This window comes from Streptomyces sp. NPDC002104, from assembly GCF_053593795.1.
The window spans coordinates 20,792-43,237 of record NZ_JBSFDF010000014.1; the positions used below are offsets into that span (position 1 = coordinate 20,792).

Here is a 22,446-nt window from a genome sequence, read left to right on the forward strand (position 1 = left end):
CGATCAGTCTCGCATGCCGCATTCGTCCTCGATCGTGCGGTCCCGGCCCGCGAGCACGCCGAGCACGATCTGCGGGACGAGCAGACCGGCCATCAGGGCGAGGGGCAGGTCCCAGCCGCCGCTGTGCTGGTACAGGACGCCGACGACGAGCGGTCCGGGGATGGAGATGAGGTACCCGGTGCTCTGGGCGAAGGCGGAGAGCTTGACCACGCCCGCCGGGGACTTGGCGCGCAGCCCGATCATCGTGATGACGAGCGGGAAGGCGCAGTTGGAGACGCCGAGCATCAGGACCCAGGCCCAGGCGCCCGCGGCGGGGGCGAAGTAGAGGCCGAGGTAGCCCGCGAGGCCGAAGAGGCCGAGGACGACCGCGATGGGGCCCTGGTTCTTCATCCGGCCCGCCAGGCCGGGGATGATGAAGGCGAGCGGGACGCCCATGACCATGGTGACGGCGAGCAGGATGCCCGCGGTGGAGGCGGAGACCCCGGCGTCGCGGAAGATCTGCGGGAGCCAGCCCATGGTGATGTACGCGCCCGTGGCCTGGAGTCCGAAGTAGCAGGCGAGGGCCCACGCGGTGCGGCTGCGCACGACGCCGGGCCCGGCGTCGGGGCGGACGGCCGGCACGCCCGCGGCGGCGGCCTTCTCCTTGCGGGCCGACGCGGCGATCGCCAGCCAGGGCAGGACGGCGATCACGGCGAGGAGGGCCCAGACCAGCAGGCCGGTGCGCCAGCTGCCGCCCAGCGCCCGGGTCATCGGGACGGTCGCGGCCGCGGCGAGCGAGGTTCCGGCGGCCAGGGCCATGGAGTAGAGCCCCGTCATCGTGCCGACCCGGTCGGGGAACCAGCGCTTGACGATGACCGGGAGGAGCACGTTGGTCAGGGCTATGCCCGCCAGGGTCAGGGCGCTGGCCGCGAGGAATCCGGCGGCGTTGCTCGCGAAGGGCCGGATGAGCAGGCCCGCGGCGACGGCGGCCATGCCGGCGCAGACGACGGCGGCCGGGCCGAAGCGGCGCGAGAGCCGGGGCGCGGTGACGCCGAAGACGGCGAAGCAGAGGGCGGGTACGGAGGTGATGAGCCCGGCGACGGTCCCGCTCATGCCGAGGCCCTCGCGGGTCTCCTCGAACAGGGCGCCGAGGCTGGTGATGGCGGGCCGCAGGTTGAGGGCGGCCAGCACGATGCCGACGAGGAGCACGGGTCCGAGCCACGCCGGCTGCGGGGTGGCGGCGGGGGCGGGAAGGGGCTGCGGGGCAACCGTGCGGGCGGCCTGGGGCCGGTTCAGGGTCTGGATTTCTTCGTCGGACATTCAACCATCATAGAATCATGGGATGATTGGTTGTCCACCCCGCGGACGTATCGTGCCCGTCACTCCCGAGAGGAACCCCGCCGCATGCCGCTGACCTCGCCCCGGCGATCCGCGCTCGTCGACCAGGTGATCGCCCAGCTCAGGAACCAGATCACCTCCGGCGAATGGCCCGTGGGCTCTCGCATCCCGACCGAGCCGGAGCTCGTGGAGCTGATGGGCGTCGCCCGCAACACGGTCCGGGAGGCGGTCCGGGCCCTCGCGCACAACGGCCTCCTCGACATCCGCCAGGGCTCGGGGACGTACGTCATCGCCACCAGCGAGCTGGCCGGGGTCATGCACCGCCGTTTCGCGGGCGCCGACCCCCGGCACATCGCGGAGCTGCGCTCGACGCTGGAGTCCTCGGCGGCCCGTCTCGCGGCGGAGCGGCGGACCGCGCGGGACCTCGTACAGCTGGACGCGCTGCTGGCGCGGCGCGAGGAGGCGTGGGCCGGCGGGGACGCGGAGCTGTTCATCGCGGCGGACGTGGCGCTGCACATGGCGGTGGTGGCGGCCTCGCACAACGAGGTGCTGATCGAGCTGTACGCGGACCTCGGCGATCTGGTGGCCGACTGGCTGCGCACCGACGTGGGGACGGAGCTCGATCCCGCCGCGCACCTGGACCACGCGCGGCTGATCGGGGCGATCCGGCGCGGCGACGGGGACGCGGCGGCCTCGGAGGCGGCCGGCTACCCGTTCGTCTGCCTGGCCGAGGGGCGGCGCCCCTCCAGGGACACGGCGGACGCGGCGGACACCGCGGCGACGGCGGACGCGGCGGGCGCCGCCGTCTCCGGGGTCACTGCCGCTGGTGGCTGACCCAGGCGGAGCGGACTTCCTTCCAGCAGCGGCCGGAGAGCTCCACCCGGCCCGCCGGTCCGACGGCCACGGCGGCGCCGTCCCCGTCCACGTCCCACCAGCGGTCGCACTCCACGTGCAGGCGGACCAGGTCGGTCTGCGGGAAGCCGTTGTGGCAGAACGCCACCACCTGGGAGCCGTTGATCTCGGTGTCGCAGTCGGCCCCGAAGAGCTCCCGCTTGGCGGGCTTCTGGGGCTGCACGGGCGGTTCGCCGGGGATCTGGGCCAGATCGACCACGGCCGGGGCCTGGACGTCCGTACCGGGCAGCGGGAGCTGGGCGTCCGTACCGGGCACGGGGGCCGGCCCCTCGTCCTGCGCGACGGCTCCCGGGAGCAGGAATCCGGTCAGGACCACCGAGGTGACCAGCAGGGATACCGCTCGGCTCCGCCTCGCGCGCACTCCCGTACCTCCTCCCCGCAGGAGCCGGGAAGATCCCGACGGGCCCAGTTTGCAGGGAAATGTCCCGATTTTCGACTCGGGAAGATCCGGCCCGGGGGCGGACATCTGATCGAGCCGCCCCGTACGGTCCCCGCCCCGCACACCGAAACGGCGGCGGCCGCGCCTCCCGGAAGGGAGGGCGCGGCCGCCGCCGTACGGATGGAACGTTCCGCCCGGACCGGGCCGGACGGGAAGCGCGCGAAGGTCAGGCACCCACCGCGTGCAGGCCGCCGTCGACGTGGACGATCTCGCCGGTGGTCTTCGGGAACCAGTCCGACAGCAGGGCGACGACGCCCTTGGCGGCCGGCTCCGGGTCCGACATGTCCCAGTCCATCGGGGAGCGCTGGTCCCAGATGTTCGCCAGCCCGTCGAATCCCGGGATGGACTTCGCGGCCATCGAGCCGATCGGACCGGCCGAGATCAGGTTGCAGCGGATCTTCTCCTTGCCCAGGTCACGGGCGAGGTAGCGGCTGGTGGCCTCCAGCGCGGCCTTGGCCGGGCCCATCCAGTCGTACTGCGGCCACGCGTACTGCGCGTCGAAGGTGAGGCCGACGACCGAGGCGCCCTCGTTCTCCGGGAAGAGCGGCTTGCAGGCCATGGTCAGCGACTTCAGCGAGAACGCCGAGACGTGCATGGCGGTGGCGACCGACTCGAACGGGGTGTTCAGGAAGTTGCCGCCGAGCGCGTCCTGCGGCGCGAAGCCGATGGAGTGGACGACGCCGTCGAGGCCGCCGAGCTCCGCACGGACGAGCTCCTCCACGCGGGCCAGGTGCTCGTCGTTGGTGACGTCGAGCTCGATGACCTTGGCGGGCTTGGGCAGCTTGCGGGCGATGCGCTCGGTCAGCGTGGGCCGCGGGAACGCGGTGAGGATGACCTCGGCGCCCTGCTCCTGCGCCAGCTTGGCGACGTGGAACGCGATGGAGGACTCCATCAGCACCCCGGTGACGAGGATGCGCTTGCCGTCGAGAATTCCGCTCATGGTGATCAGTGACCCATGCCCAATCCGCCGTCAACGGGAATGACGGCACCAGTGATGTACGCGGCGTTGTCGGACGCCAGGAAGCTGACCGCGGCCGCGATCTCCTCGGGCTGCGCGTAGCGGCCCAGGGGCACCTGGCCGACGATGCCGGCCCGCTGCTCTTCGGTGAGCACCTTCGTCATGTCGGTGTCCACGAAGCCGGGCGCGACGACGTTGAAGGTGATGTTGCGGGAGCCCAGCTCGCGGGCGAGGGAACGGGCGAAGCCGACCAGCGCGGCCTTGGAGGCGGCGTAGTTGGCCTGGCCGGCCGAGCCTAGGAGGCCGACGACCGAGGAGATCAGGACGACGCGGCCCTTCTTGGCGCGGAGCATGCCGCGGTTGGCGCGCTTGACCACGCGGAAGGTGCCGGTGAGGTTGGTGTCGACGACCGAGGCGAAATCGTCCTCGGACATGCGCATCAGCAGCGTGTCCTTGGTGATGCCGGCATTGGCCACCAGGACCTCGACCGCGCCGTGCGCGTCCTCGACCTGCTTGTAGGCCTGGTCGACCTGGTCGGAGTCCGTGATGTCGCAGCGGACCGCGAGCACGCCCAGGGCCGTGAGCTCCGCCGGGGGCTCGCCCGACCGGTACGTGATCGCGACCTTGTCCCCCGCTTCCGCGAAGGCTCGGGCGATGGCGAGGCCGATGCCCCGGTTACCTCCGGTGACGAGAACCGAGCGGCTCAACGGATCACCCTTTCGACTAGCGGTCTGATAACCAAAAACCTATAGGTCAAGAACCCCATCCGGAGAATCCGGCTCCGACAGGGCCTCGGTACGCGCTCTGTCGAGTCCCTACAGAAAGATGTAGGCACCGCGAGCCCCGGCGCGACATGATCGTGCCAGCTGCCCCAACCCCCGGGAGGACCTCCGTGCCCCATTCCATCGACGCGGCCTTCACCGCGCTGCCCCTGCGGGCGCTCGCCGACGCGGCGCTCGCGCGGGCCCGCGCGCTGGGCGCCGATCACGCCGATTTCCGGCTGGAACGCATCCGCAGCGCCTCCTGGCGGCTGCGCGACGCCAAGCCCTCCGGCGGTTCCGACACCACGGACCTCGGCTACGCGGTCCGCGTGGTGCACGGGGGCAGCTGGGGGTTCGCCTCCGGTGTGGACCTGACCATGGACGCCGCCGCCAAGGTGGCCTCGCAGGCCGTGGCCATGGCGAAGCTCTCCGCCCAGGTGATCAAGGCGGCCGGATCCGACGAGCGGGTCGAGCTCGCCGACGAGCCGGTGCACGCCGACAGGACCTGGATCTCCGCCTACGACGTGAACCCCTTCGAGGTGCCGGACACGGAGAAGGCCGCGCTGCTGGCCGACTTCAGCGCGCGGCTCCTGGCGGCAGACGGGGTGGCCCACGTGGACGCCTCGCTGCTCGCGGTCCACGAGAACAAGTTCTACGCCGACACCGCGGGCACCTCCACCACCCAGCAGCGGGTCCGCATCCACCCGCAGCTCACCGCCGTCGCGGTGAACGGCACCACGGGCGAGTTCGACTCCATGCGCACCATCGCCCCGCCGGCCGGGCGCGGCTGGGAGTACCTGACCGGCACCGGCTGGGACTGGAACGCCGAGCTGGAGCGGATCCCCGGGCTGCTCGCCGAGAAGATGCGGGCGCCGAGCGTCGAGGCCGGGCGCTACGACCTGGTCGTGGACCCCTCGAACCTGTGGCTGACCATCCACGAGTCCATCGGCCACGCCACCGAGCTGGACCGGGCGCTGGGCTACGAGGCCGCGTACGCCGGGACCTCCTTCGCCACCTTCGACCAGCTCGGCAAGCTGACGTACGGCTCCCCCATCATGAACGTGACGGGCGACCGGACCGCCGAGCACGGGCTGGCCACCATCGGGTACGACGACGAGGGCGTCGAGGCGCAGAGCTGGGACCTGGTCAAGGACGGCACCCTGACCGGGTACCAGACGGACCGGCGGATCGCGAAGCTGACCGGCCTCGGCCGCTCCAACGGCTGCGCCTACGCCGACTCCCCCGGGCACGTGCCCGTCCAGCGCATGGCGAACGTCTCCCTCCAGCCGGATCCGGGCGGGCTCTCCACCGAGGACCTGATCGGCGGGGTGGAACGCGGGATCTACGTGGTCGGCGACCGCTCCTGGTCCATCGACATGCAGCGCTACAACTTCCAGTTCACCGGGCAGCGCTTCTTCCGCATCGAGAACGGGAAGCTCGCCGGACAGCTGCGCGACGTGGCCTACCAGGCCACGACCACGGAGTTCTGGGGCTCGATGGAGAAGGTCGGCGGTCCGCAGACCTACGTCCTGGGCGGCGCCTTCAACTGCGGAAAGGCCCAGCCGGGCCAGGTCGCGGCGGTCTCGCACGGCTGCCCGTCCGCGCTGTTCCGCGACGTGAACATCCTGAACACCACGCAGGAGGCCGGGCGATGAGCTCGTCGATTCGTACCACCAAGCCCCACGAGATCGTCGAGCGCGCGCTGGAGCTGTCCACCGCGGACGGCTGCGTCGTCATCGCCGACGAGGAGTCGAGCGCCAACCTGCGCTGGGCGGGCAACGCCCTGACCACCAACGGGGTCACCCGCGGCCGGACCCTCACGGTCATCGCCACCGTCGACGGCAAGGAGGGCACGGCCTCGGGGGTCGTCTCGCGCTCCGCCGTCACGGCCGCGGAGCTGGAGCCGCTGGTCCGGGCCGCCGAGGCGGCCGCCCGCGGCGCCGGGCCGGCGGAGGACGCCCGGCCGCTGGTCACCGGCACCCCCTCCTCGCCGGACTTCGCCGACGCCCCGGCCGAGACCTCCTCGGCGGTTTTCGCGGACTTCGCTCCGGCCCTCGGCGAGGCCTTCGCCCGGGCCCGCGCGGGCGGCCGCGAGCTGTACGGGTTCGCCAACCACGAGCTGGTCTCCACGTACGTGGGCACCTCCACGGGGCTGCGCCTGCGCCACGACCAGCCCAACGGCACCCTGGAGCTCAACGCGAAGTCCCCGGACCGCCAGCGCTCGGCCTGGGCCGGCCGCGCGACGCGGGACTTCAAGGACGTGGACCCGACCGCGCTGGACGCGGAGCTGGCCGTCCGGCTCGGCTGGGCGGAGCGGAGGATCGACCTGCCGGCCGGGCGGTACGAGACGCTGCTGCCCCCCACGGCCGTGGCCGACCTGGTGATCTACCAGATGTGGTCGGCGGCGGCCCGGGACGCGGTGGAGGGGCGGACCGTCTTCTCCAAGCCCGGCGGCGGCACCCGGATCGGCGAGCGGCTCTCCCCGCTGCCGCTGAACCTGCGCAGCGATCCGAACGCGCCGGGCCTGGAGTCCGCGCCGTTCGTGATCGCGCACAGCTCCGGGGACGACGCCTCCGTCTTCGACAACGGCCTGCCGGTCCCGGCGACCGAGTGGATCAAGGACGGCGAGCTGGCCCGGCTGACCACGACCCGGCACACGGCCGAGCTGACCGGGCTGCCGGTCTCGCCCTCGTTCGGGAACCTGATCCTGGACGCCGGCGGCGAGAAGTCGCTGGAGGAGATGGTGGCCGCCACCGAGCGCGGGTTGCTGCTGACCTGCCTCTGGTACATCCGCGAGGTGGATCCGGCGACGCTGCTGCTCACCGGGCTGACCCGGGACGGCGTCTACCTGGTGGAGAACGGCCAGGTCGTCGGCGAGGTCAACAACTTCCGGTTCAACGAGTCCCCCGTGGACCTGCTGTCGCGGGCCTCGGAGGCGGGCCGGACCGAGAAGACCCTGCCGCGCGAATGGAACGACTGGTTCACCAGGACCGCGATGCCGGCGCTGCGCATCCCGGACTTCAACATGAGCTCGGTCAGCAAGGGCGTCTGATCAACAAAGCGTGAGAGGCGCGGGGCTTCCCCGCCTAGACTGGCGGGGAAACCCTGAGCTTTCCGTTTCACCGTGTTTCACCTCGTTCCATCTCGTTCAAGGAGACCCAGAACCGTGACGGACATCGTCGACGAACTGAAGTGGCGCGGGCTCTTCGCCCAGTCCACCGATGAAGAAGCGCTGCGCAAGGCCTTCGCGGACGGTCCCGTCACGTTCTATTGCGGCTTCGACCCGACGGCGGCCTCGCTGCACGTGGGGCACCTGGTGCAGGTCCTCACCGTGCGCCGGCTCCAGCAGGCCGGCCACCGCCCGCTGGCCCTGGTCGGCGGCGCCACCGGGCAGATCGGCGACCCGCGCCCGACCGCCGAGCGCACCCTGAACGACCCGGAGACCGTGGCGAACTGGGTGACGCGCCTGCGCACCCAGATCGAGCCGTTCCTGTCCTTCGAGGGCGAGAACGCGGCGCTGATGGTCAACAACCTGGACTGGACGGCGGGCCTGTCCGCCATCGAGTTCCTCCGGGACATCGGCAAGCACTTCCGCGTGAACAAGATGCTGACGAAGGACTCGGTCGCCAAGCGGCTGGAGTCCGACCAGGGCATCAGCTACACGGAGTTCAGCTACCAGCTGCTCCAGGGCATGGACTTCCTGGAGCTGTACCGCCGGCACGGCTGCGTGCTCCAGCAGGGCGGCTCCGACCAGTGGGGCAACCTGACGGCCGGTCTCGACCTGATCCACCGGGTGGAGCCGGACGCGCACGTGCACGCCATCGCGACCCCGCTGATGGTCAAGGCGGACGGCACCAAGTTCGGCAAGTCCGAGAGCGGCGCCGTCTGGCTCGACCCGGAGATGACCACCCCGTACGCGTTCTACCAGTTCTGGCTGAACGTGGACGACCGGGACGTCTCCACCTACATGCGCATCCTGTCCTTCCAGACCCCCGAGGAGCTGGAGGCGCTGGAGGCGCAGACCGCCGAGCGGCCGCAGGCGCGTGCCGCGCAGCGGGCGCTCGCGGAGGAGCTGACCACGCTGGTGCACGGGGCCGGCCAGTGCGCCGCCGTGATCGCGGCGTCCAAGGCGCTGTTCGGCCAGGGCGAGCTGGCGGACCTGGACGAGGCCACCCTGGCCGCGGCCCTGTCCGAGCTGCCGCACGCGAAGGTGGCGGAGCCGGGCCTGGTCGTCGACCTGCTGGCGGAGACCGGGCTCGTCGCGAGCAAGTCGGCCGCGCGCCGGACCGTCAAGGAGGGCGGCGCCTACGTGAACAACGTGAAGGTCGCCTCCGAGGACGCGGTCCCCGCCAAGGAGGACCTGCTGCACGGACGCTGGCTGGTGCTGCGCCGCGGCAAGAAGAACCTGGCGGCGGTCGAGGTCACCGGCTAGGCGCCGGCCCGGGAGTACGACGCAGGGGCCGGTCCGGACGTGCTGTCCGGGCCGGCCCCTGCGTCATGCTCCGCCGCGTCGGGCGGGAGCCCTCAGGTCATCTGCCGCTTGTTGCCGCGCAGCGAGCTGTAGATCAGGTCGCCGAGACCGACGATCACGACGGCTCCGGCAAGCTGCAGCAAGTGCCGGATCCAGTCGATGCCGCGCGTTTCGTTGACGCCGATCCACGTGGCCACGGCGTTGCCGAGGACCGCGCCGATGATGCCGAAGATCGTGGTCAGCCAAAGGGGCTGGTGTTGCTTGCCCGGCAGGATCGCCCGGGCTATCAGTCCCAGTACAAAGCCGACGATGATCGCCCACAACCAACCCATGTCGAGCCTCCTCCTGGCGCGTTGTGCGCATGTGGGCCCAGTCTCGACCCGTCCGGCCTACTGCGCATTTCGGACAGCTCCATTCGGGGGACACCCCCTCTGCCCGGCTCGACGCGGGCGGCGTACCGTGGAGACGTCCGGGCCGGGGAGCGCCCGGCGGTCGATCGGGTGGTGGGTTGTGGAGCGGACGAAGCGGAACGGGTCCGAGGTCTTCCGGATCACGGGGGCGCGGATGAGCCTCGCCGAGGACGTACGGGGACGCCAGCGCCGGTACGTGATCTCGATGCTGGTCCGGACCCTGTCGGTCGTCGCGACGATCGTGCTGTGGAACGTGCAGCGGCCCGTGGCCGTCGTGACGCTCGTCGCGGGGGCGCTGCTGCCGTACATCGCGGTGGTCATCGCCAACGCGGGGCGCGAATCGACGCCCTCCCTGCCGTCCCACTTCGTTCCGTCGCCGGTGCGCCCCGCGCTGGGTGACGGGAACCTCAAGAAAACCTCAGATCAATCATGAAGTTCCAGTGCACCGCACCGGGTCCTGCGTGACATACTGCCTACGCGCTCCGCATCCCCCGTCGGAGCGACGGACCGACGCCGGGCAGCTCCCCCCGTGGCTGCTCGGCGTCGCCATTCCGTCTTAGGGTTGAGCCGTGACTCCCCTTGACGCATTTCTGAACGACGCCTCCGCCGGCGATGCACCCACGTGTTCCGCCAAGGCCTGCCGCGAGGCGGCCGTCTGGGTCCTGGCGTGGAACAACCCGAAGCTGCACACCCCCGAGCGCCGCAAGACCTGGCTGGCGTGCGAGGAGCACCGCGAGCACCTGTCGCAGTTCCTGGGGGTCCGCGGGTTCCTCAAGGACGTCGTGAAGCTCGACGCGTGGGAAGCGCCCGAGGGCTCGCAGCGGCCGTAGCCACTGCGAGCCCTCGGGGTCGCTCGGAAGAGCCGGTGACGGCGGGGGTCAGCCGCCGATCGCCGACATCGGGCGGTCGGGCTGCAGGAAGGTCGGGTCGTCGAGGCCGGAGCCGGCCTTCTTGCCCCACATCGCCACCTTCCACAGGCGGGCGATCTCCTCGTCCGGGGCGCCCGAGCGCAGGGCGGCGCGCAGGTCGGACTCCTCGGTGGCGAAGAGGCAGGTACGGATCTGGCCGTCGGCGGTGAGGCGCGTACGGTCGCAGGCTCCGCAGAAGGGACGGGTCACCGAGGCGATGACGCCGACGGTGGCCGGGCCGCCGTCGACGACCCAGCGCTCGGCCGGGGCGGAGCCGCGCTCCTCCGAGCCCTCCTCGGTGAGCGTGAAGCGGGTGCGCAGGGATTCCAGGATGTCACCGGCGGTGATCATGCCGTCGCGCTTCCAGCCGTGCTGGGCGTCGAGCGGCATCTGCTCGATGAAACGGAGCTCGTACTCGTTCTCCACGGCCCAGGCCAGCAGGTCGGGGGCCTCGTCGTCGTTGAGTCCGGGCATCAGCACGGCGTTGACCTTGACGGGGGTGAGGCCGGCTTCGCGGGCGGCGGCCATGCCGTCGATGACGTCCTTGTGGCGGTCGCGCCGGGTCAGGGTCTTGAAGACCTCGGGCCGCAGGGTGTCCAGGGAAACGTTCACCCGGTCCAGGCCGGCGGCCTTGAGTGCCTGGGCGGTGCGCTTGAGGCCGATGCCGTTGGTGGTCAGCGACATCTTGGGGCGGGGCTCCAGGGCCGCGCACTGCTCGACGATCCCGACGAGGCCGGGACGGAGCAGCGGTTCGCCGCCCGTGAAGCGGACTTCCTTGATCCCGAGCTCGGTGACCGCGATGCGGATCAGGCGGACGATCTCGTCGTCGCTGAGCAGATCCGACTTGCCGAGCCACTGCAGGCCCTCTTCGGGCATGCAGTACGTACAGCGCAGATTGCACCGGTCGGTGAGTGAGACGCGCAGGTCAGTAGCTACGCGGCCGTAGGTGTCGAGAAGCACTGTAAGCCCCCTCCCCTGTCCGGTTTGTAGAGGTTTGCGCCGTGATGGATGAGAGTACGAGCGCTATCAACGAGCCTACGCGACACGCGTGACTTGTAGGGGTGCCCGAATGAACGAGACGGGACGTGGCCGTGTCGTAGGGAAATACGACACGGCCACGCTGGGTGCTCGGAGGATCGCGCTGAAGCGCAGCGTGTCAGTGCGCGCCGGTTCCGGTGAGCGACCGGACCTCGAGCTCGGCGAACTTCTGGGGGTCCGCCTTCTCCTTGGACAGGACCGTTCCCAGCCACCCCAGCAGGAAGCCGAGCGGGATGGAGATGATGCCGGGGTTCTCCAGGGGGAACCAGTAGAAGTCGGCGCCCTTGAACATCGAGGTGGGCTTGCCGGAGACGACCGGGGAGAAGAGCACCAGGACGACCGAGGAGACCAGGCCGCCGTAGATCGACCACAGGGCGCCCTGGGTGGTGAAGCGCTTCCAGAAGAGGCTGTAGAGGATCGTCGGCAGGTTGGCGGAGGCGGCGACCGCGAAGGCCAGGGCGACGAGGCCGGCCACGTTGAGGTCGCGGGCCATGGCGCCGAGGCCGATGGCCACGGCACCGATGACCACGGTGGACCAGCGGGCCGCCCGTACCTCTTCCTTCTCGGTGGCCTTGCCCTTGCGGATCACGTTCACGTAGATGTCGTGGGCGAAGGACGAGGAGGAGGCCAGCGTCAGGCCCGCGACGACCGCGAGGATCGTGGCGAAGGCCACCGCCGAGATCACGGCGAGCAGGACGGCGCCACCGGTGGAGCCCGGACCGCCGCCGATCTCCTGGGCGAGCAGCGGGGCCGCGGTGGTGCCGGCCTTGTTGGAGGCGATGATGTCGGCCCGCTTGAGGAGGGCCGCGGCGCCGAAGCCGAGGACGATCGTCATCAGGTAGAAGGCGCCGATGATGCCGATGGCCCAGTTCACGGACTTGCGGGCGGCCTTGGCCGTGGGAACCGTGTAGAAGCGGATCAGGATGTGCGGCAGGCCGGCGGTGCCCAGGACCAGGGCGAGGCCCAGCGAGAGGAAGTCCAGCTTCGAGAGCGAGTCCTTCCCGTACTTCAGGCCCGGCTCCAGGAACTTCACGCCCTGCCCGCTGTTGTCGGCGGCCTTGCCCAGCAGGTCCGAGATGTTGAAGTGGAACTTCCACAGCACCATGAAGGTGATCAGCAGCGTGCCCGCGATCAGCAGCACCGCCTTGATCATCTGGACCCAGGTGGTGCCCTTCATCCCGCCGATGGTGACGTAGAGGATCATCAGGACGCCGACCAGCGAGACGATCACGACCTTGCCGAAGTCGCTGGTGATGCCGAGGAGCAGCGAGACGAGGACGCCGGCTCCGGCCATCTGGGCGAGCAGGTAGAAGATCGAGACCACGATGGTGGAGGTGCCGGCGGCGGTGCGTACGGGGCGCTGGCGCATCCGGTACGCGAGCACGTCGCCCATCGTGTAGCGGCCGGAGTTGCGCAGCGGCTCGGCGACCAGGAGCAGGGCGACCAGCCAGGCGACGAGGAAGCCGATCGAGTAGAGGAAGCCGTCGTAGCCGAAGAGCGCGATGGCTCCGGCGATGCCGAGGAAGGACGCGGCGGACATGTAGTCGCCGGAGATGGCCAGGCCGTTCTGGAATCCGGTGAACTGGCGGCCGCCCGCGTAGAAGTCGGCGGCGTCCTTGGTCTGGCGTCCGGCCCAGATGGTGATGGCCAGGGTGGCGACGACGAACGCCCCGAACAGGGTGATGATCAGCGGGCGGTGCTCGGAGGCGCCGGCGGCGGTGGTCGTACCCGCCGTGGCCGCCCCGGCGAGCGCCACGTACAGCGGGGCGCTCATTCGCCCGCCTCCATCCTTGCCTTGATGGCCGAGGCCTTGGGGTCGAGCCGGGTCGCCGCGTGGCGCGAGTACAGCCAGGCGATGAGGAAGGTCGTCGCGAACTGGCCGAGGCCCAGGACGAGGGCGACGTTGATGTTGCCGAAGAGCTTCGTCCCCATGAAGCCGCCCGCGTAGTTGGAGAGCAGGACGTACAGCAGGTACCAGGCGATGAACGCCACGGTGAGCGGGAAGGCGAAGGAGCGGTGGGCGCGGCGCAGTTCGGCGAACTCCTCGCTCTGCTGGACGCGCACGAACTCCTCGGGTCCGGGACTCGCCAGCGGCGTTCCCGCGCTGCCGTGGGGCGGCGCTGCTTCGGTGGTCACGGGGGACCCTCCTTGTGACGCGGGTGCGGTGGGGGTGACGGACAAAACAACCTCCGTGTGGGGGGCGGTGGTGCCGATCCCCCTGTCAACGGCACGTCCGGCGCGTCGGGGTGGTTCAACACCTGTTTGTTTCTTTGGGAACTGATTCCTCGAACGGATTTCTCGAACTGATGGCGCGAAGTCGAACGTCGGCACTAGGTTCACGTGACATGAACCCGTCGGGCGCGACCGCGCCCGCACGGCTTTTTCACGATGATGTGGAGAACCCATGGCTCATCTGGGAACCGGTTACCGGCGGCGCGCTCTCGCCGTTCCGGTCGGCCTGGCGCTCACCGCCTCGCTCGCCTTCCTGCCCTCGGTCACGGCCTCCGCCGCACCGGCCGGCGTGACGGCTGACGCCTCGGTCACCGCCACGCCCGACCCTTCCGGCCCCAAGCTGTCCTACGTGGCGAACCTGACCTCGTACGGAAGCGTGAAGCAGGCGAAGAAGGCGATCGAGCGGGCCGGTGGCACCGTGGTGATCGCATATGAGCAGATCGGAGTGGTCGTAGCCCACTCGCAGAACCCGGACTTCGCCAAGCAGCTCCGCGGCCAGCGCGGCCTGTTCGCCTCGGTCGGCGCCACCCGCGTGGCTCCCCTGTCGGTCGTGCAGACCGACGAGGAGGGGTCGACGCAGCGCCTGAGCGACGCGGACGCCGCCAAGGCCGCGGCGCAGGCCGAGCCCGGACAGGAGCCCCTGGAGTCCAACCAGTGGGACCTGCGCGCGATCAAGGCCGACCAGGCTCACAAGATCAACGATGGCAGCCGGAACGTCACGGTGGGCGTCATCGACACGGGTGTCGACGACACTCACCCGGATCTCGCCGCGAACTTCTCCAAGGGCCAGTCCGCCAACTGCGTCGGCGGCGTCGCCGACACCACCGAGGGAGCCTGGCGCCCCTACGCCGACGGCAGCGACCACGGCACCCACGTGGCGGGCACCATCGCGGCCCCGCGCAACGGAGTCGGCATCAGCGGTGTGGCGCCCGGCGTCCAGGTGGCCGCCATCAAGGTGAGCGAGCCGGCGACCAGCCTCTTCTACACCGAGGCCGTCGTCTGCGCCTTCATGTTCGCCGCCGAGAAGGGGATCGAGGTGACCAACAACAGCTACTACGTCGACCCCTGGCTCTACAACTGCAAGTCGGACGACGACCAGAAGGCGCTGGTGGAGGCCCTCAGCCGGGCGACGCAGTACTCCGAGCGCAAGGGCGTCCTCAGCGTCGCCTCCGCCGGCAACTCGAACCACGACCTGGCGTCCGACGCCATCGTGGACGACACCAGCCCGGACGACGCCACCCCGGTGCCCCGCACCATCGACCCCCACGTCTGCCTGGACGTCCCCACCCAGCTCCCGGGCGTGGTCACGGTGGCCGCGACCGGTGACAAGGGCTTCAAGTCGTACTACTCCAGCTACGGCCTCGGCGTCGTCGACGTCACGGCCCCCGGCGGCGACAAGTGGCAGATACCCGCCACCCCGGACGCCAACGGCCGCGTGCTGTCCACCCTCCCGGGCGGCGGCTACGGCTACAAGCAGGGCACCTCGATGGCCGGCCCGCACGTCGCCGGTGTCGCGGCGCTGCTCAAGAGCCGCCACCCGTGGGCGACCCCGGCGCAGATCCAGCTGCTCCTCAAGGTCCAGGCCACGAAGACGGCCTGCCCCGAGAAGGTCTACGACGCCACGGGCACGCTGGTCGACGCCACCACCTGCACCAGCAAGTGGGGCCAGAACAGCTACGACGGCTTCGGCGTGGTCGACGCGCTGAAGGCCGTGAAGTAACGGTCCGGACCTGACCGGCGGACGAACGAACGGAGGGGCCGGCCCGGGGTGATACCCGGGCCGGCCCCTCCTTCGTCCTGGCGGACCGCTAGGGCTTGATGAGCACCTTCAGCGCGCTGCGGTCGTCCATCGCCCGGTAACCGTCCGGGACCTCGTCGAGGGTGACGGCACGGTCGAAGACGGGCGACGGGTCGATCGCACCGCTGAGCACGTCCGCGAGCAGCTCGGGGATGTACGCGCGGACCGGCGCGACCCCGCCGCGCAGGGTGAGGTTGCGGTCGAACATGACACCGAGGTCGAGGCCGGTGCCGCTGCCGTGCGGGACGCCGACGTAGCCGATGGCCCCGCCGTCGCGGGCGATGTTCACGGCGGTGCGCATGGACTGCTCGGTGCCGACCGCCTCGATGACCGAGTGGGCGCCCTGGCCGCCGGTGAGCTCGCGCACGGCCGCCTCGGCGGCCTCGCCGCGCTCGGCGACCACGTCGGTGGCCCCGAAGAGCTTCGCGATGTCCGTACGGACGGTGTGCCGGCCCAGTGCGATGATCCGCTCGGCGCCCAGGCGCTTGGCCGCGAGGACCCCGCACAGGCCGACCGCGCCGTCGCCGACGACGGCGACCGTGGAGCCCTTGCGGACCCCCGCGCCGAGCGCGGCGTGGTGCCCGGTGCCCATGACGTCGGACAGCGCGAGGAGCGCGGTCAGCAGGTGGTCGTCGGAGACGGCGTCGGCGGGCAGCTTCACGAGCGTGCCGTCGGCGTGCGGGACCCGGACGGCCTCGCCCTGGCCGCCGTCGTGGCCGACCGAGCCCCAGAAGCCGCCGTGCTCGCAGGAGGTGTAGAGGCCCTCGGCGCAGTAGGAGCAGGTGCCGTCGGACCACATGAAGGGGGCGACGACGAGGTCTCCGGCGCGCAGGCCCGAGACGGCGGAGCCGGTCTCCTCGACGACGCCGAGGAACTCGTGGCCGATCCGCTGGCCCGGCTCGCGCTTGGCCTCGCCGCGGTAGGCCCAGAGGTCGCTGCCGCAGATGCAGGCGCGCAGGACGCGGACGACGGCGTCCTCGGGGCGCTGGATCGCAGCGTCGGGCACCTCCTCCACGCGGATGTCGTGCGGGGCGTGGATGACGGTGGCGCGCATGGTGGTGCAGTCCTCCGGTTAGGAAATGGTGGAGCCCTGTAGGGCCTCCCTACCGTACGCCCGCTCCGGCGCGAGCGCTCCCGTGGCCAGCAGGTACTGGGCGGCCGCGTAGGTGGCCATGACCCAGAAGTCGGGGCGGGGCAGCTGGGGCCACTCGGCGACCCCGGTGGCGATGAGCGTGTCGGAGATCAGGAACAGCGCCCCGCCGAGCCCGGCCCGCGGACCCAGGGCGCTGGAGCGGTACGCCATGGCGGTGAGCAGCAGGCTGTACCCGGCGACCGGGATCCGCAGCTCCGCGGGCAGGTCGCCCCAGAGCAGCGTGACGGTGGACAGGAGCGCGGCGGCGTACGCGGCCCCGAGCAGGGGGCCCGTGCGGCGGCGGCCGAACAGCACGAGGTAGCAGACGTGCCCGGCGGCGAAGGAGCCCATCCCGATCAGGAAGGCGGGATCGGTGTCGAAGAGCAGGGCCAGGTCCCCGCCCCAGCCGAACAGCAGGGCCGCGACGAGCAGGCGGGGGGCGCGGCGGGTGATCACGTACGCGACGAGCAGCGGCATCAGCAGCGGCTTGGCGAGGAGGTGCCCGGTGTGCCAGTCCGCGAGCAGGGATCCGAGGTCCGCGGCGGTGGCGACGGCGAAGGCCGCGAGCAGCGCCCGGCCGGCGGGGCCGGAGCCCGGGGAGGCGGCCGGGCGCACCCAGGAGGGCGTACGGGACTGCGCGCGGTCGGTGGATCCGGTGGCGCTCACGCGGCGTGCTCCTGGGCGGGCGCGGGCGCGGTGGTGGGCGCGGTGGTGGGCACCTCGGCCTGCGCGGGCTCTGCGGGCTCTGTGGTCTGGGCGGCCTGGGCGGTCTGCGTGGTCTGGGCGGTCTGCGCGGTCTGGGCGACCTGCGCCGGCTGCCAGCCGGGGCCGCGGAACACGCGGCCGGCGCGCTCGCGCCAGGTGGTGGCCCCGCGCACGTCCCGGGCGATGGAGGCGTACTCGTGGGTGGCGACGCGCAGCGGGTTGTAGGTGCCGATGTTCTTGGTGAGGCCGAAGACGGGCTTGTCGGTCTCGCCCACCCAGGAGCCGAACATCCGGTCCCACACGATCAGGATGCCGCCGAAGTTCCGGTCCAGGTAGCCGCCCTGGGAGGCGTGGTGGACGCGGTGGTGGGAGGGGGAGTTGAAGACGTACTCGATCGGCCGGGGCAGTTTGCCGATGCGCTCGGTGTGGATCCAGAACTGGTAGACGAGGTTGACCGAGTAGCAGAACGCGATGGCGGCCGGGTGCACGCCCAGCGCGATCATCGGGAGGTAGAACGGCCAGGAGGTGGCGCTGGTCCAGGGCTGGCGCAGGGCGGTGGTGAGGTTGAACTTGCGGCTGCTGTGGTGGACGACGTGGCAGGCCCACAGGATCCGGATGACGTGGTGGCCCCGGTGCTGCCAGTAGTAGAGGAAGTCCTGGGCGAGCAGCATCAGCGGGACGGTCCACCACAGGACGGGGACGCGCAGCGGGGTGAGCTCGTAGACCGCGGTGTAGATCGCGACGATCGGGATCTTCCAGAGGAAGTCGAAGCCGAGGCTGCCGATCCCCATGCCGAGGCTGGTGACGGCGTCCTTGGTCTCGTACCCGGCGGCGTCCTCGTCGGGATGGATGCGGTAGCTCACCACCTCGATGACGGTGAGCAGCACGAAGGCGGGTATGGACCACAGCACGACATCGGGCAGGTTCGGCATGCCCGCACCATAGAGGCGGATTCCGGGGCTCGGCTAGGGGTTGTTACCGATCGGTATCCATCGGTGTTACCGACGGTTCACGAGATGCTTCCGGGTGAGGGTGTCCGGGCCAAGGGGAGGGCATGGGGGATGGGGTACGTACCGGGTTTCGAGGAGATCGCCTTCGAGGCGGCGGACGCGGTGGCGTGGGCGCTGGGCAGGGCCCGGCCGCCGGGGGGACTCCGGCTCTTACCGGTCCGGGTGAACGGCCCGGACCGGCTGCGCCACGCGCACGGGCTGGTCGCCCTCCTGACGGAGGGCAGCGCGGGGCTGGACGAACCCGCCCGCTCCGAGGCGGTGGCCGCCGTCGGGCGGGCGTTCGCCGCGCTCGGCCCGAAGCAGGCCGGGGCCCTCCTCCTGGCCGCCTTCGGCGCCTCGGCCGTCACCGTGCCCCCGCCGCCCGGGGAACTGTCCCCGGCAGCGGAGGCCGCCTACCGGAGGCTGTTCGTCCTGTGCCTCGGCGGCCGGCCGCCGCAGGAGGACGCCGTGCCCGCCGAGGACGACGAGCCCGGGACCACACCGGCCGAGGAGGCCGCCGCGGCCTTCGAGGAGAGCTACGCCCAGTACGTCGCCGGGGCCCAGGGGCGGGTCCAGCTGTACGGCCTGACGCTCAGCCAGGCCCGCCAGGACTGGTCGCTGGACCTGGCCTACATCAGCCTCGCGGTCAGCGGCGGGGAGTTCCTGGAGGAACCCGGCCTGCAGAGCTCGGTGAAGGCCGAGGTGGCGCTGAACGCGACGGAGCGGGTGCTGCTGCGCGGCCCGGCCGGCTCGGGCAAGAGCACCCTCGTGAAATGGCTGGCCCTCAATGCCGCCCGGAGCAGTTTCGGCCCCCAGTTGCGGGACTGGAACGGCCTGGTCCCCTTCGTCCTGCCGCTGCGTTCCTTCAACTCCCCCGCCGGACTGCCCCGGCCGCAGGACTGGCTCGGCGCGACCGGTGTCCGGCTGTCCCCTCCGGAGGGCTGGATCACCGGGCTCCTCGCCTCCGGGCGGGCGCTCGTGCTGATCGACGGCGTGGACGAGGTGTCCCCGCGGCTGCGGGACAGGACCGAGTCCTGGCTGCGGGCGCTGCTCACCGCGTACCCGGCGGCCCGCTTCGTGGTCACCACCCGCCACTCGGCCGTGCCCGAGGACTGGCTGACCGCCCACGGCTTCACCTCCCTCGCCCTGCTGCCGATGGACCGCGACGACGTCGGCGCCTTCATCACGCACTGGCACGCCTCCGCCCGGGCCGAGGCGGACGGCGAGGGCGCGGAGTCCGAACGCGAACTGCTCGACCGGTACGAGAAGGCGCTCCTGGAGGCCGTGGGATCGCGCCGGGACCTGGGCCGGCTGGCGACGAACCCGCTGATGTGCGCCCTGCTGTGCGCCCTGAACCGGGACCGCCGGATGCACCTGCCGCGGGCCCGCAAGGAGCTGTACGACACGGCTCTGGACATGCTGCTGATCCGCCGCGACAGCGAACGGGACATCTCCGGGGTCGAGGGCGTCTACCTCAGCCGGGACGAGCAGACCCTGCTGCTCCAGCGCCTGGCGTACTGGCTGATCCGCAACGGGCAGGTGGAGGCCTCCGCCGAGGAGGCGATCGGGATGATCGCCGAATCGCTGGACTCCATGCCCCAGGTCAAGGCGCAGGGCGGCGCGCAGACGGTGTTCCGTCATCTGCTGATCCGCAGCGGGCTGCTCCGCGAGCCCGTACCGGGCTCGGTCCTGTTCGTCCACCAGACCTTCCAGGACTACCTCGGCGCCAAGGCGGCCGTGGAGGCACGGGACTTCGGCGTCCTGGTGCGCAATGCGCACGAGTACACCTGGGACAACGTGGTCCGGATGGCCGTGGGGCACGCCCGGCCCGACGAACGCGCTTACCTGTTGCGGCAGTTGCTGGCACGGGCCGACCGGTCGGAGCCCGACCGCAGCCGGCTGGTGCTGCTCGCGGCCGCCTGCCTGGAACACGCGCCGGAGCTGGACCCGGAGGTCCGGCGCGAGGTGACGGCCCGGACGGCCCGCCTGCTGCCCCCGCGCTCCCCCGGCCAGGCCGAGGAACTGGCCAAGGCCGGGGAACTGGTGCTGGAGCTGCTGCCGGAGCCGGCCGGGCTCGTCGAGGCCGAGGCGGCCGCGACGATCCGTACGGCGGCGCTCGTCGGCGGCGACCGGGCGCTCCGGGTGATCGCGGGCTTCCGGACGGACGACCGCTACGAGGCCGCCCGGGAACTCTCCGACGCCTGGGGGCGGTTCCCCGTGGACGTGTACGCGGACACGGTGCTCGCGGACGCGCCCATGAGCACCGCGCACCTGCACGTGCGGACGCCCGGACAGCTGCGGGCCCTGGACCGGCTCCGGCACGTCCGCCGGCTGCACGTCACCTGGGACGGCCCGGTCCCGCCGGAGATCGCGCGGCGCCGGGACCTGGAGTCGCTGACCCTGCACCGCAATCCGCGGCTGGCCGATCTGTCCCCGCTGGCCGGCCAGTCCTCGCTGAGGCACCTGGGCGTCCTGGACTGCCCGCAGGTCACCGGGATCGAGGTGGTGGGCGAACTGCGCGCGGACAGCCTCGCCTTCGGCTACCTGCGGGACGACCTCTCGCTCGCCCCGCTGGCGGGTGCGGCGGACCTGCGTTCGCTGATCATCGGCTTCGAGCCGGCGCAGCGGCGGATCGGGGACGTGCCCGCCGCGGACTCGCTGACCGCACTGCACCTGTGGCAGGGCGCCCGCCGGATGACGCTCGACGGGATCGAGCGCTGGCCGCGGGTGGAGAAGCTGACGGTGGCCGGGAGCGGCCAGTACCGGCAGCTGGTGCGCTCGCTGCCGCTCAGGGGACTGACCGCGCTGCAGATCCGGCACGCCGCCCCCGTATCGGCCGGGGCGCTCCTGCCGTACGAGCGCCTGGGCCGGCTCGTGCTGATCCGGTGCGCGCTGGAGGGCTCCCTGGAGGCGCTGCGCGAGGTCCCGGCGCTGCGCCGGCTGGTGCTGAGCGAATGCCTCGGGACCGTGGACCTGGCTCCGCTCGCCCCGCTGGAGGAGCTGGTGATCGAGCTGCGCCGGGGCACGCACGTCACCGGGGCGGAGCTGATCCCGCCGGAGCGGCTCGTCCGCAGGGACTGAGCCGCTCCGGCGGGAGCCGCCGGTCACCAGACCCGGACCGAGCCCCCTCGGGCGAAGGCCGGGCTGGTGGCCGCCGCCGGGACCTCGGTGAGGGGCTGCGCGACCTCCGAGACGAGGGGGCCGTGCTTGGCGGCCACCGCGTCGAGGAGGGCGAGGTCGAAGCCGTACACCCGGGCGGCGTTGCCGCCGACCATGGCGGCGACCTCCTCGCGGGGCAGGCCCGCGTAGGCGATGCGCAGGCCCTCGCGGGAGTAGGGCGTGGTGCCCTCGTCGTGGGGGTAGTCGCTGCCCCACATGATCTTGTCGAGGCCGATCCGGCCCCGCAGCGGGACCTCGTGGGGGCGCATGAAGCTCGCTCCCACGAAGCAGTTGTCCCGCCAGACTTCGCTCGGCCCCCTGCCCATGGACTCCGCCAGCCCGGCCCCGAACTTGGCCTCGGCGGTGGCCGAGGCCGCGACCAGGCGGCCGTGGTAGTAGTCCAGCATCTCGATCACGCCCGGGATCCAGCCGGAGCCCTGCTCCGTCAGGACCAGTTTCAGCCCGGGGTTGCGGCGGAAGGCACCGCCGAAGATGAGGTGCCACAGGGCCCGGTGGGAGAACCAGGTGGTCTCCACCATGAAGACGGCCCGCGCCGCCGGTTCGTCGCCCAGCGGCGGCGAGGCGGAGCCGCCGTGGTGGTTGACGGGGACGTCCAGCTCGTCGCAGACGGCCCAGATCGGGTCGTAGGCCTCCGAGTAGAGCTCGGGAACGGTGGAGCCGGGCGGGACGCCGGGCAGCAGGATGCCGCCGGTCAGTCCCGCGTTGCGGGTGCGGCGGATCTCCTCGACCGCCGCGTCCACGTCGTTCAGCAGGATCTGGACCACGCCCGCCCGGCGGCCCGGCGCGTCCGCGCAGAAGTCCGCCAGCCACCGGTTGTGGGCCTGGAGACCGGCCCAGCGCATCTCGTACTCGGCCGCCGTCGGGGGCTGGGCCATCAGCGAGGCCTTGGGGAAGAACGGCGGGATGGTGTTCGGGAAGAGCACCTCCGCGACGATCCCGTCGGCTTCGAGTTCGGCCAGCCGGCGCTGGGAGTTCCAGTTGCGGTCGGCCGTGTCCGCGAGGAGGTCCTCGTACGGGTTGACGTAGGTCGCGGCCCAGGCGTCGAACTCCTCGTGGTACCGCTTCTCCAGGTACGGCTTGTAGTCCAGCAGGTCGGCGCCCGCGTGGCAGTCGGCGGAGATGACCGTGTAGCGGTCCTCCCCGGCGGCCGGAGCGTCGGGGCCGGCGGGGCCGGCAGGGCTCACGGGGCTGTCGGG

General features: G+C 71.7%; 20 protein-coding genes. 8 read left to right on the forward strand and 12 right to left on the reverse strand.

The window, feature by feature from the left end:
• Positions 1–3: 3 nt before the first annotated feature.
• A complete protein-coding gene (locus ACWCP2_RS14920) occupies positions 4–1,299 on the reverse strand; it encodes a CynX/NimT family MFS transporter (RefSeq protein WP_450908986.1) in 1,296 nt (431 codons plus the stop codon).
• 84 nt (positions 1,300–1,383) lie between these two features.
• Here ACWCP2_RS14920 and ACWCP2_RS14925 point away from each other — a divergent pair, with 84 nt between their 5' ends.
• Positions 1,384–2,151, forward strand: coding sequence for a FadR/GntR family transcriptional regulator (locus ACWCP2_RS14925; RefSeq protein ID WP_450908987.1), 768 nt, complete (start codon positions 1,384–1,386; stop codon positions 2,149–2,151).
• Here the strand turns inward: ACWCP2_RS14925 and ACWCP2_RS14930 are convergent.
• The 3 genes from ACWCP2_RS14930 to fabG all read right to left on the reverse strand — a co-directional run bounded on the left by ACWCP2_RS14930 (position 2,132) and on the right by fabG (position 4,333).
• Positions 2,132–2,419, reverse strand: a complete 288-nt coding sequence (locus tag ACWCP2_RS14930) for a hypothetical protein (RefSeq protein ID WP_450909093.1) — start codon at positions 2,417–2,419, stop codon at positions 2,132–2,134. The genes ACWCP2_RS14925 and ACWCP2_RS14930 overlap by 20 nt on opposite strands.
• Before the next feature lie 415 nt (positions 2,420–2,834).
• The gene (gene fabI, locus ACWCP2_RS14935; RefSeq protein WP_450908988.1) at positions 2,835–3,608 is read right to left on the reverse strand and encodes an enoyl-ACP reductase FabI; all 774 of its coding nucleotides are present in this window, start codon (positions 3,606–3,608) and stop codon (positions 2,835–2,837) included.
• A 5-nt stretch (positions 3,609–3,613) separates the two neighbouring features.
• Positions 3,614–4,333, reverse strand: coding sequence for a 3-oxoacyl-[acyl-carrier-protein] reductase (gene fabG / locus ACWCP2_RS14940; protein WP_450908989.1), 720 nt, complete (start codon positions 4,331–4,333; stop codon positions 3,614–3,616).
• 146 nt (positions 4,334–4,479) lie between these two features.
• Between fabG and ACWCP2_RS14945 the strand changes: the two genes are divergently transcribed.
• From ACWCP2_RS14945 to tyrS, 3 genes are all read left to right on the forward strand, one after another.
• The gene (locus tag ACWCP2_RS14945; protein ID WP_450908990.1) at positions 4,480–6,042 is read left to right on the forward strand and encodes a TldD/PmbA family protein; all 1,563 of its coding nucleotides are present in this window, start codon (positions 4,480–4,482) and stop codon (positions 6,040–6,042) included.
• On the forward strand, positions 6,039–7,439 hold the full coding sequence (locus ACWCP2_RS14950) for a metallopeptidase TldD-related protein (protein WP_450908991.1): 1,401 nt from the start codon (positions 6,039–6,041) through the stop codon (positions 7,437–7,439). Before ACWCP2_RS14945 ends, ACWCP2_RS14950 begins: the two co-directional genes overlap by 4 nt.
• Before the next feature lie 114 nt (positions 7,440–7,553).
• On the forward strand, positions 7,554–8,819 hold the full coding sequence (gene tyrS, locus ACWCP2_RS14955) for a tyrosine--tRNA ligase (protein ID WP_450908992.1): 1,266 nt from the start codon (positions 7,554–7,556) through the stop codon (positions 8,817–8,819).
• A gap of 92 nt (positions 8,820–8,911) precedes the next feature.
• On the opposite strand, the gene ACWCP2_RS14960 is transcribed toward tyrS, so the two are convergent.
• A complete protein-coding gene (locus ACWCP2_RS14960) occupies positions 8,912–9,190 on the reverse strand; it encodes a GlsB/YeaQ/YmgE family stress response membrane protein (RefSeq protein WP_403710065.1) in 279 nt (92 codons plus the stop codon).
• Between the two features lie 178 nt (positions 9,191–9,368).
• Here ACWCP2_RS14960 and ACWCP2_RS14965 point away from each other — a divergent pair, with 178 nt between their 5' ends.
• Entirely contained in the window at positions 9,369–9,701 is a 333-nt protein-coding gene (locus ACWCP2_RS14965) for a DUF3099 domain-containing protein (protein WP_450908993.1), read from the forward strand.
• A gap of 136 nt (positions 9,702–9,837) precedes the next feature.
• Positions 9,838–10,098: a hypothetical protein gene (locus ACWCP2_RS14970; RefSeq protein WP_450908994.1), complete on the forward strand. Its 261-nt coding sequence runs from the start codon at positions 9,838–9,840 to the stop codon at positions 10,096–10,098.
• A gap of 48 nt (positions 10,099–10,146) precedes the next feature.
• Here ACWCP2_RS14970 and moaA read toward each other — a convergent pair whose 3' ends face one another.
• The 3 genes from moaA to ACWCP2_RS14985 form a co-directional block, all read right to left on the reverse strand.
• Positions 10,147–11,136 (reverse strand): GTP 3',8-cyclase MoaA, encoded by a 990-nt coding sequence (gene moaA / locus ACWCP2_RS14975; protein WP_450908995.1) that lies wholly within the window; start codon positions 11,134–11,136, stop codon positions 10,147–10,149.
• Positions 11,137–11,332: 196 nt separating this feature from the next.
• A complete protein-coding gene (locus ACWCP2_RS14980; protein ID WP_450908996.1) occupies positions 11,333–12,988 on the reverse strand; it encodes a solute symporter family protein in 1,656 nt (551 codons plus the stop codon).
• Positions 12,985–13,350, reverse strand: coding sequence for a DUF485 domain-containing protein (locus ACWCP2_RS14985; RefSeq protein WP_450908997.1), 366 nt, complete (start codon positions 13,348–13,350; stop codon positions 12,985–12,987). The genes ACWCP2_RS14980 and ACWCP2_RS14985 overlap by 4 nt, the downstream gene beginning before the upstream one ends.
• A gap of 268 nt (positions 13,351–13,618) precedes the next feature.
• On the opposite strand from ACWCP2_RS14985, the gene ACWCP2_RS14990 reads away from it, so the two are divergent.
• On the forward strand, positions 13,619–15,166 hold the full coding sequence (locus ACWCP2_RS14990; RefSeq protein ID WP_450908998.1) for a S8 family serine peptidase: 1,548 nt from the start codon (positions 13,619–13,621) through the stop codon (positions 15,164–15,166).
• 88 nt (positions 15,167–15,254) lie between these two features.
• On the opposite strand, the gene ACWCP2_RS14995 is transcribed toward ACWCP2_RS14990, so the two are convergent.
• From ACWCP2_RS14995 to ACWCP2_RS15005, 3 genes are read right to left on the reverse strand one after another with little or no spacing between them, the layout of a single operon-like run.
• A complete protein-coding gene (locus ACWCP2_RS14995) occupies positions 15,255–16,298 on the reverse strand; it encodes a zinc-dependent alcohol dehydrogenase family protein (RefSeq protein ID WP_450908999.1) in 1,044 nt (347 codons plus the stop codon).
• A gap of 18 nt (positions 16,299–16,316) precedes the next feature.
• Positions 16,317–16,991 (reverse strand): lysoplasmalogenase, encoded by a 675-nt coding sequence (locus tag ACWCP2_RS15000; RefSeq protein WP_450909094.1) that lies wholly within the window; start codon positions 16,989–16,991, stop codon positions 16,317–16,319.
• A 47-nt stretch (positions 16,992–17,038) separates the two neighbouring features.
• Entirely contained in the window at positions 17,039–18,013 is a 975-nt protein-coding gene (locus tag ACWCP2_RS15005) for a sterol desaturase family protein (RefSeq protein ID WP_450909000.1), read from the reverse strand.
• A gap of 129 nt (positions 18,014–18,142) precedes the next feature.
• On the opposite strand from ACWCP2_RS15005, the gene ACWCP2_RS15010 reads away from it, so the two are divergent.
• Positions 18,143–21,151 (forward strand): NACHT domain-containing protein, encoded by a 3,009-nt coding sequence (locus ACWCP2_RS15010; RefSeq protein ID WP_450909001.1) that lies wholly within the window; start codon positions 18,143–18,145, stop codon positions 21,149–21,151.
• A 23-nt stretch (positions 21,152–21,174) separates the two neighbouring features.
• On the opposite strand, the gene ACWCP2_RS15015 is transcribed toward ACWCP2_RS15010, so the two are convergent.
• On the reverse strand, positions 21,175–22,434 hold the full coding sequence (locus ACWCP2_RS15015) for an amidohydrolase family protein (RefSeq protein WP_450909095.1): 1,260 nt from the start codon (positions 22,432–22,434) through the stop codon (positions 21,175–21,177).
• Positions 22,435–22,446 lie beyond the last annotated feature (12 nt).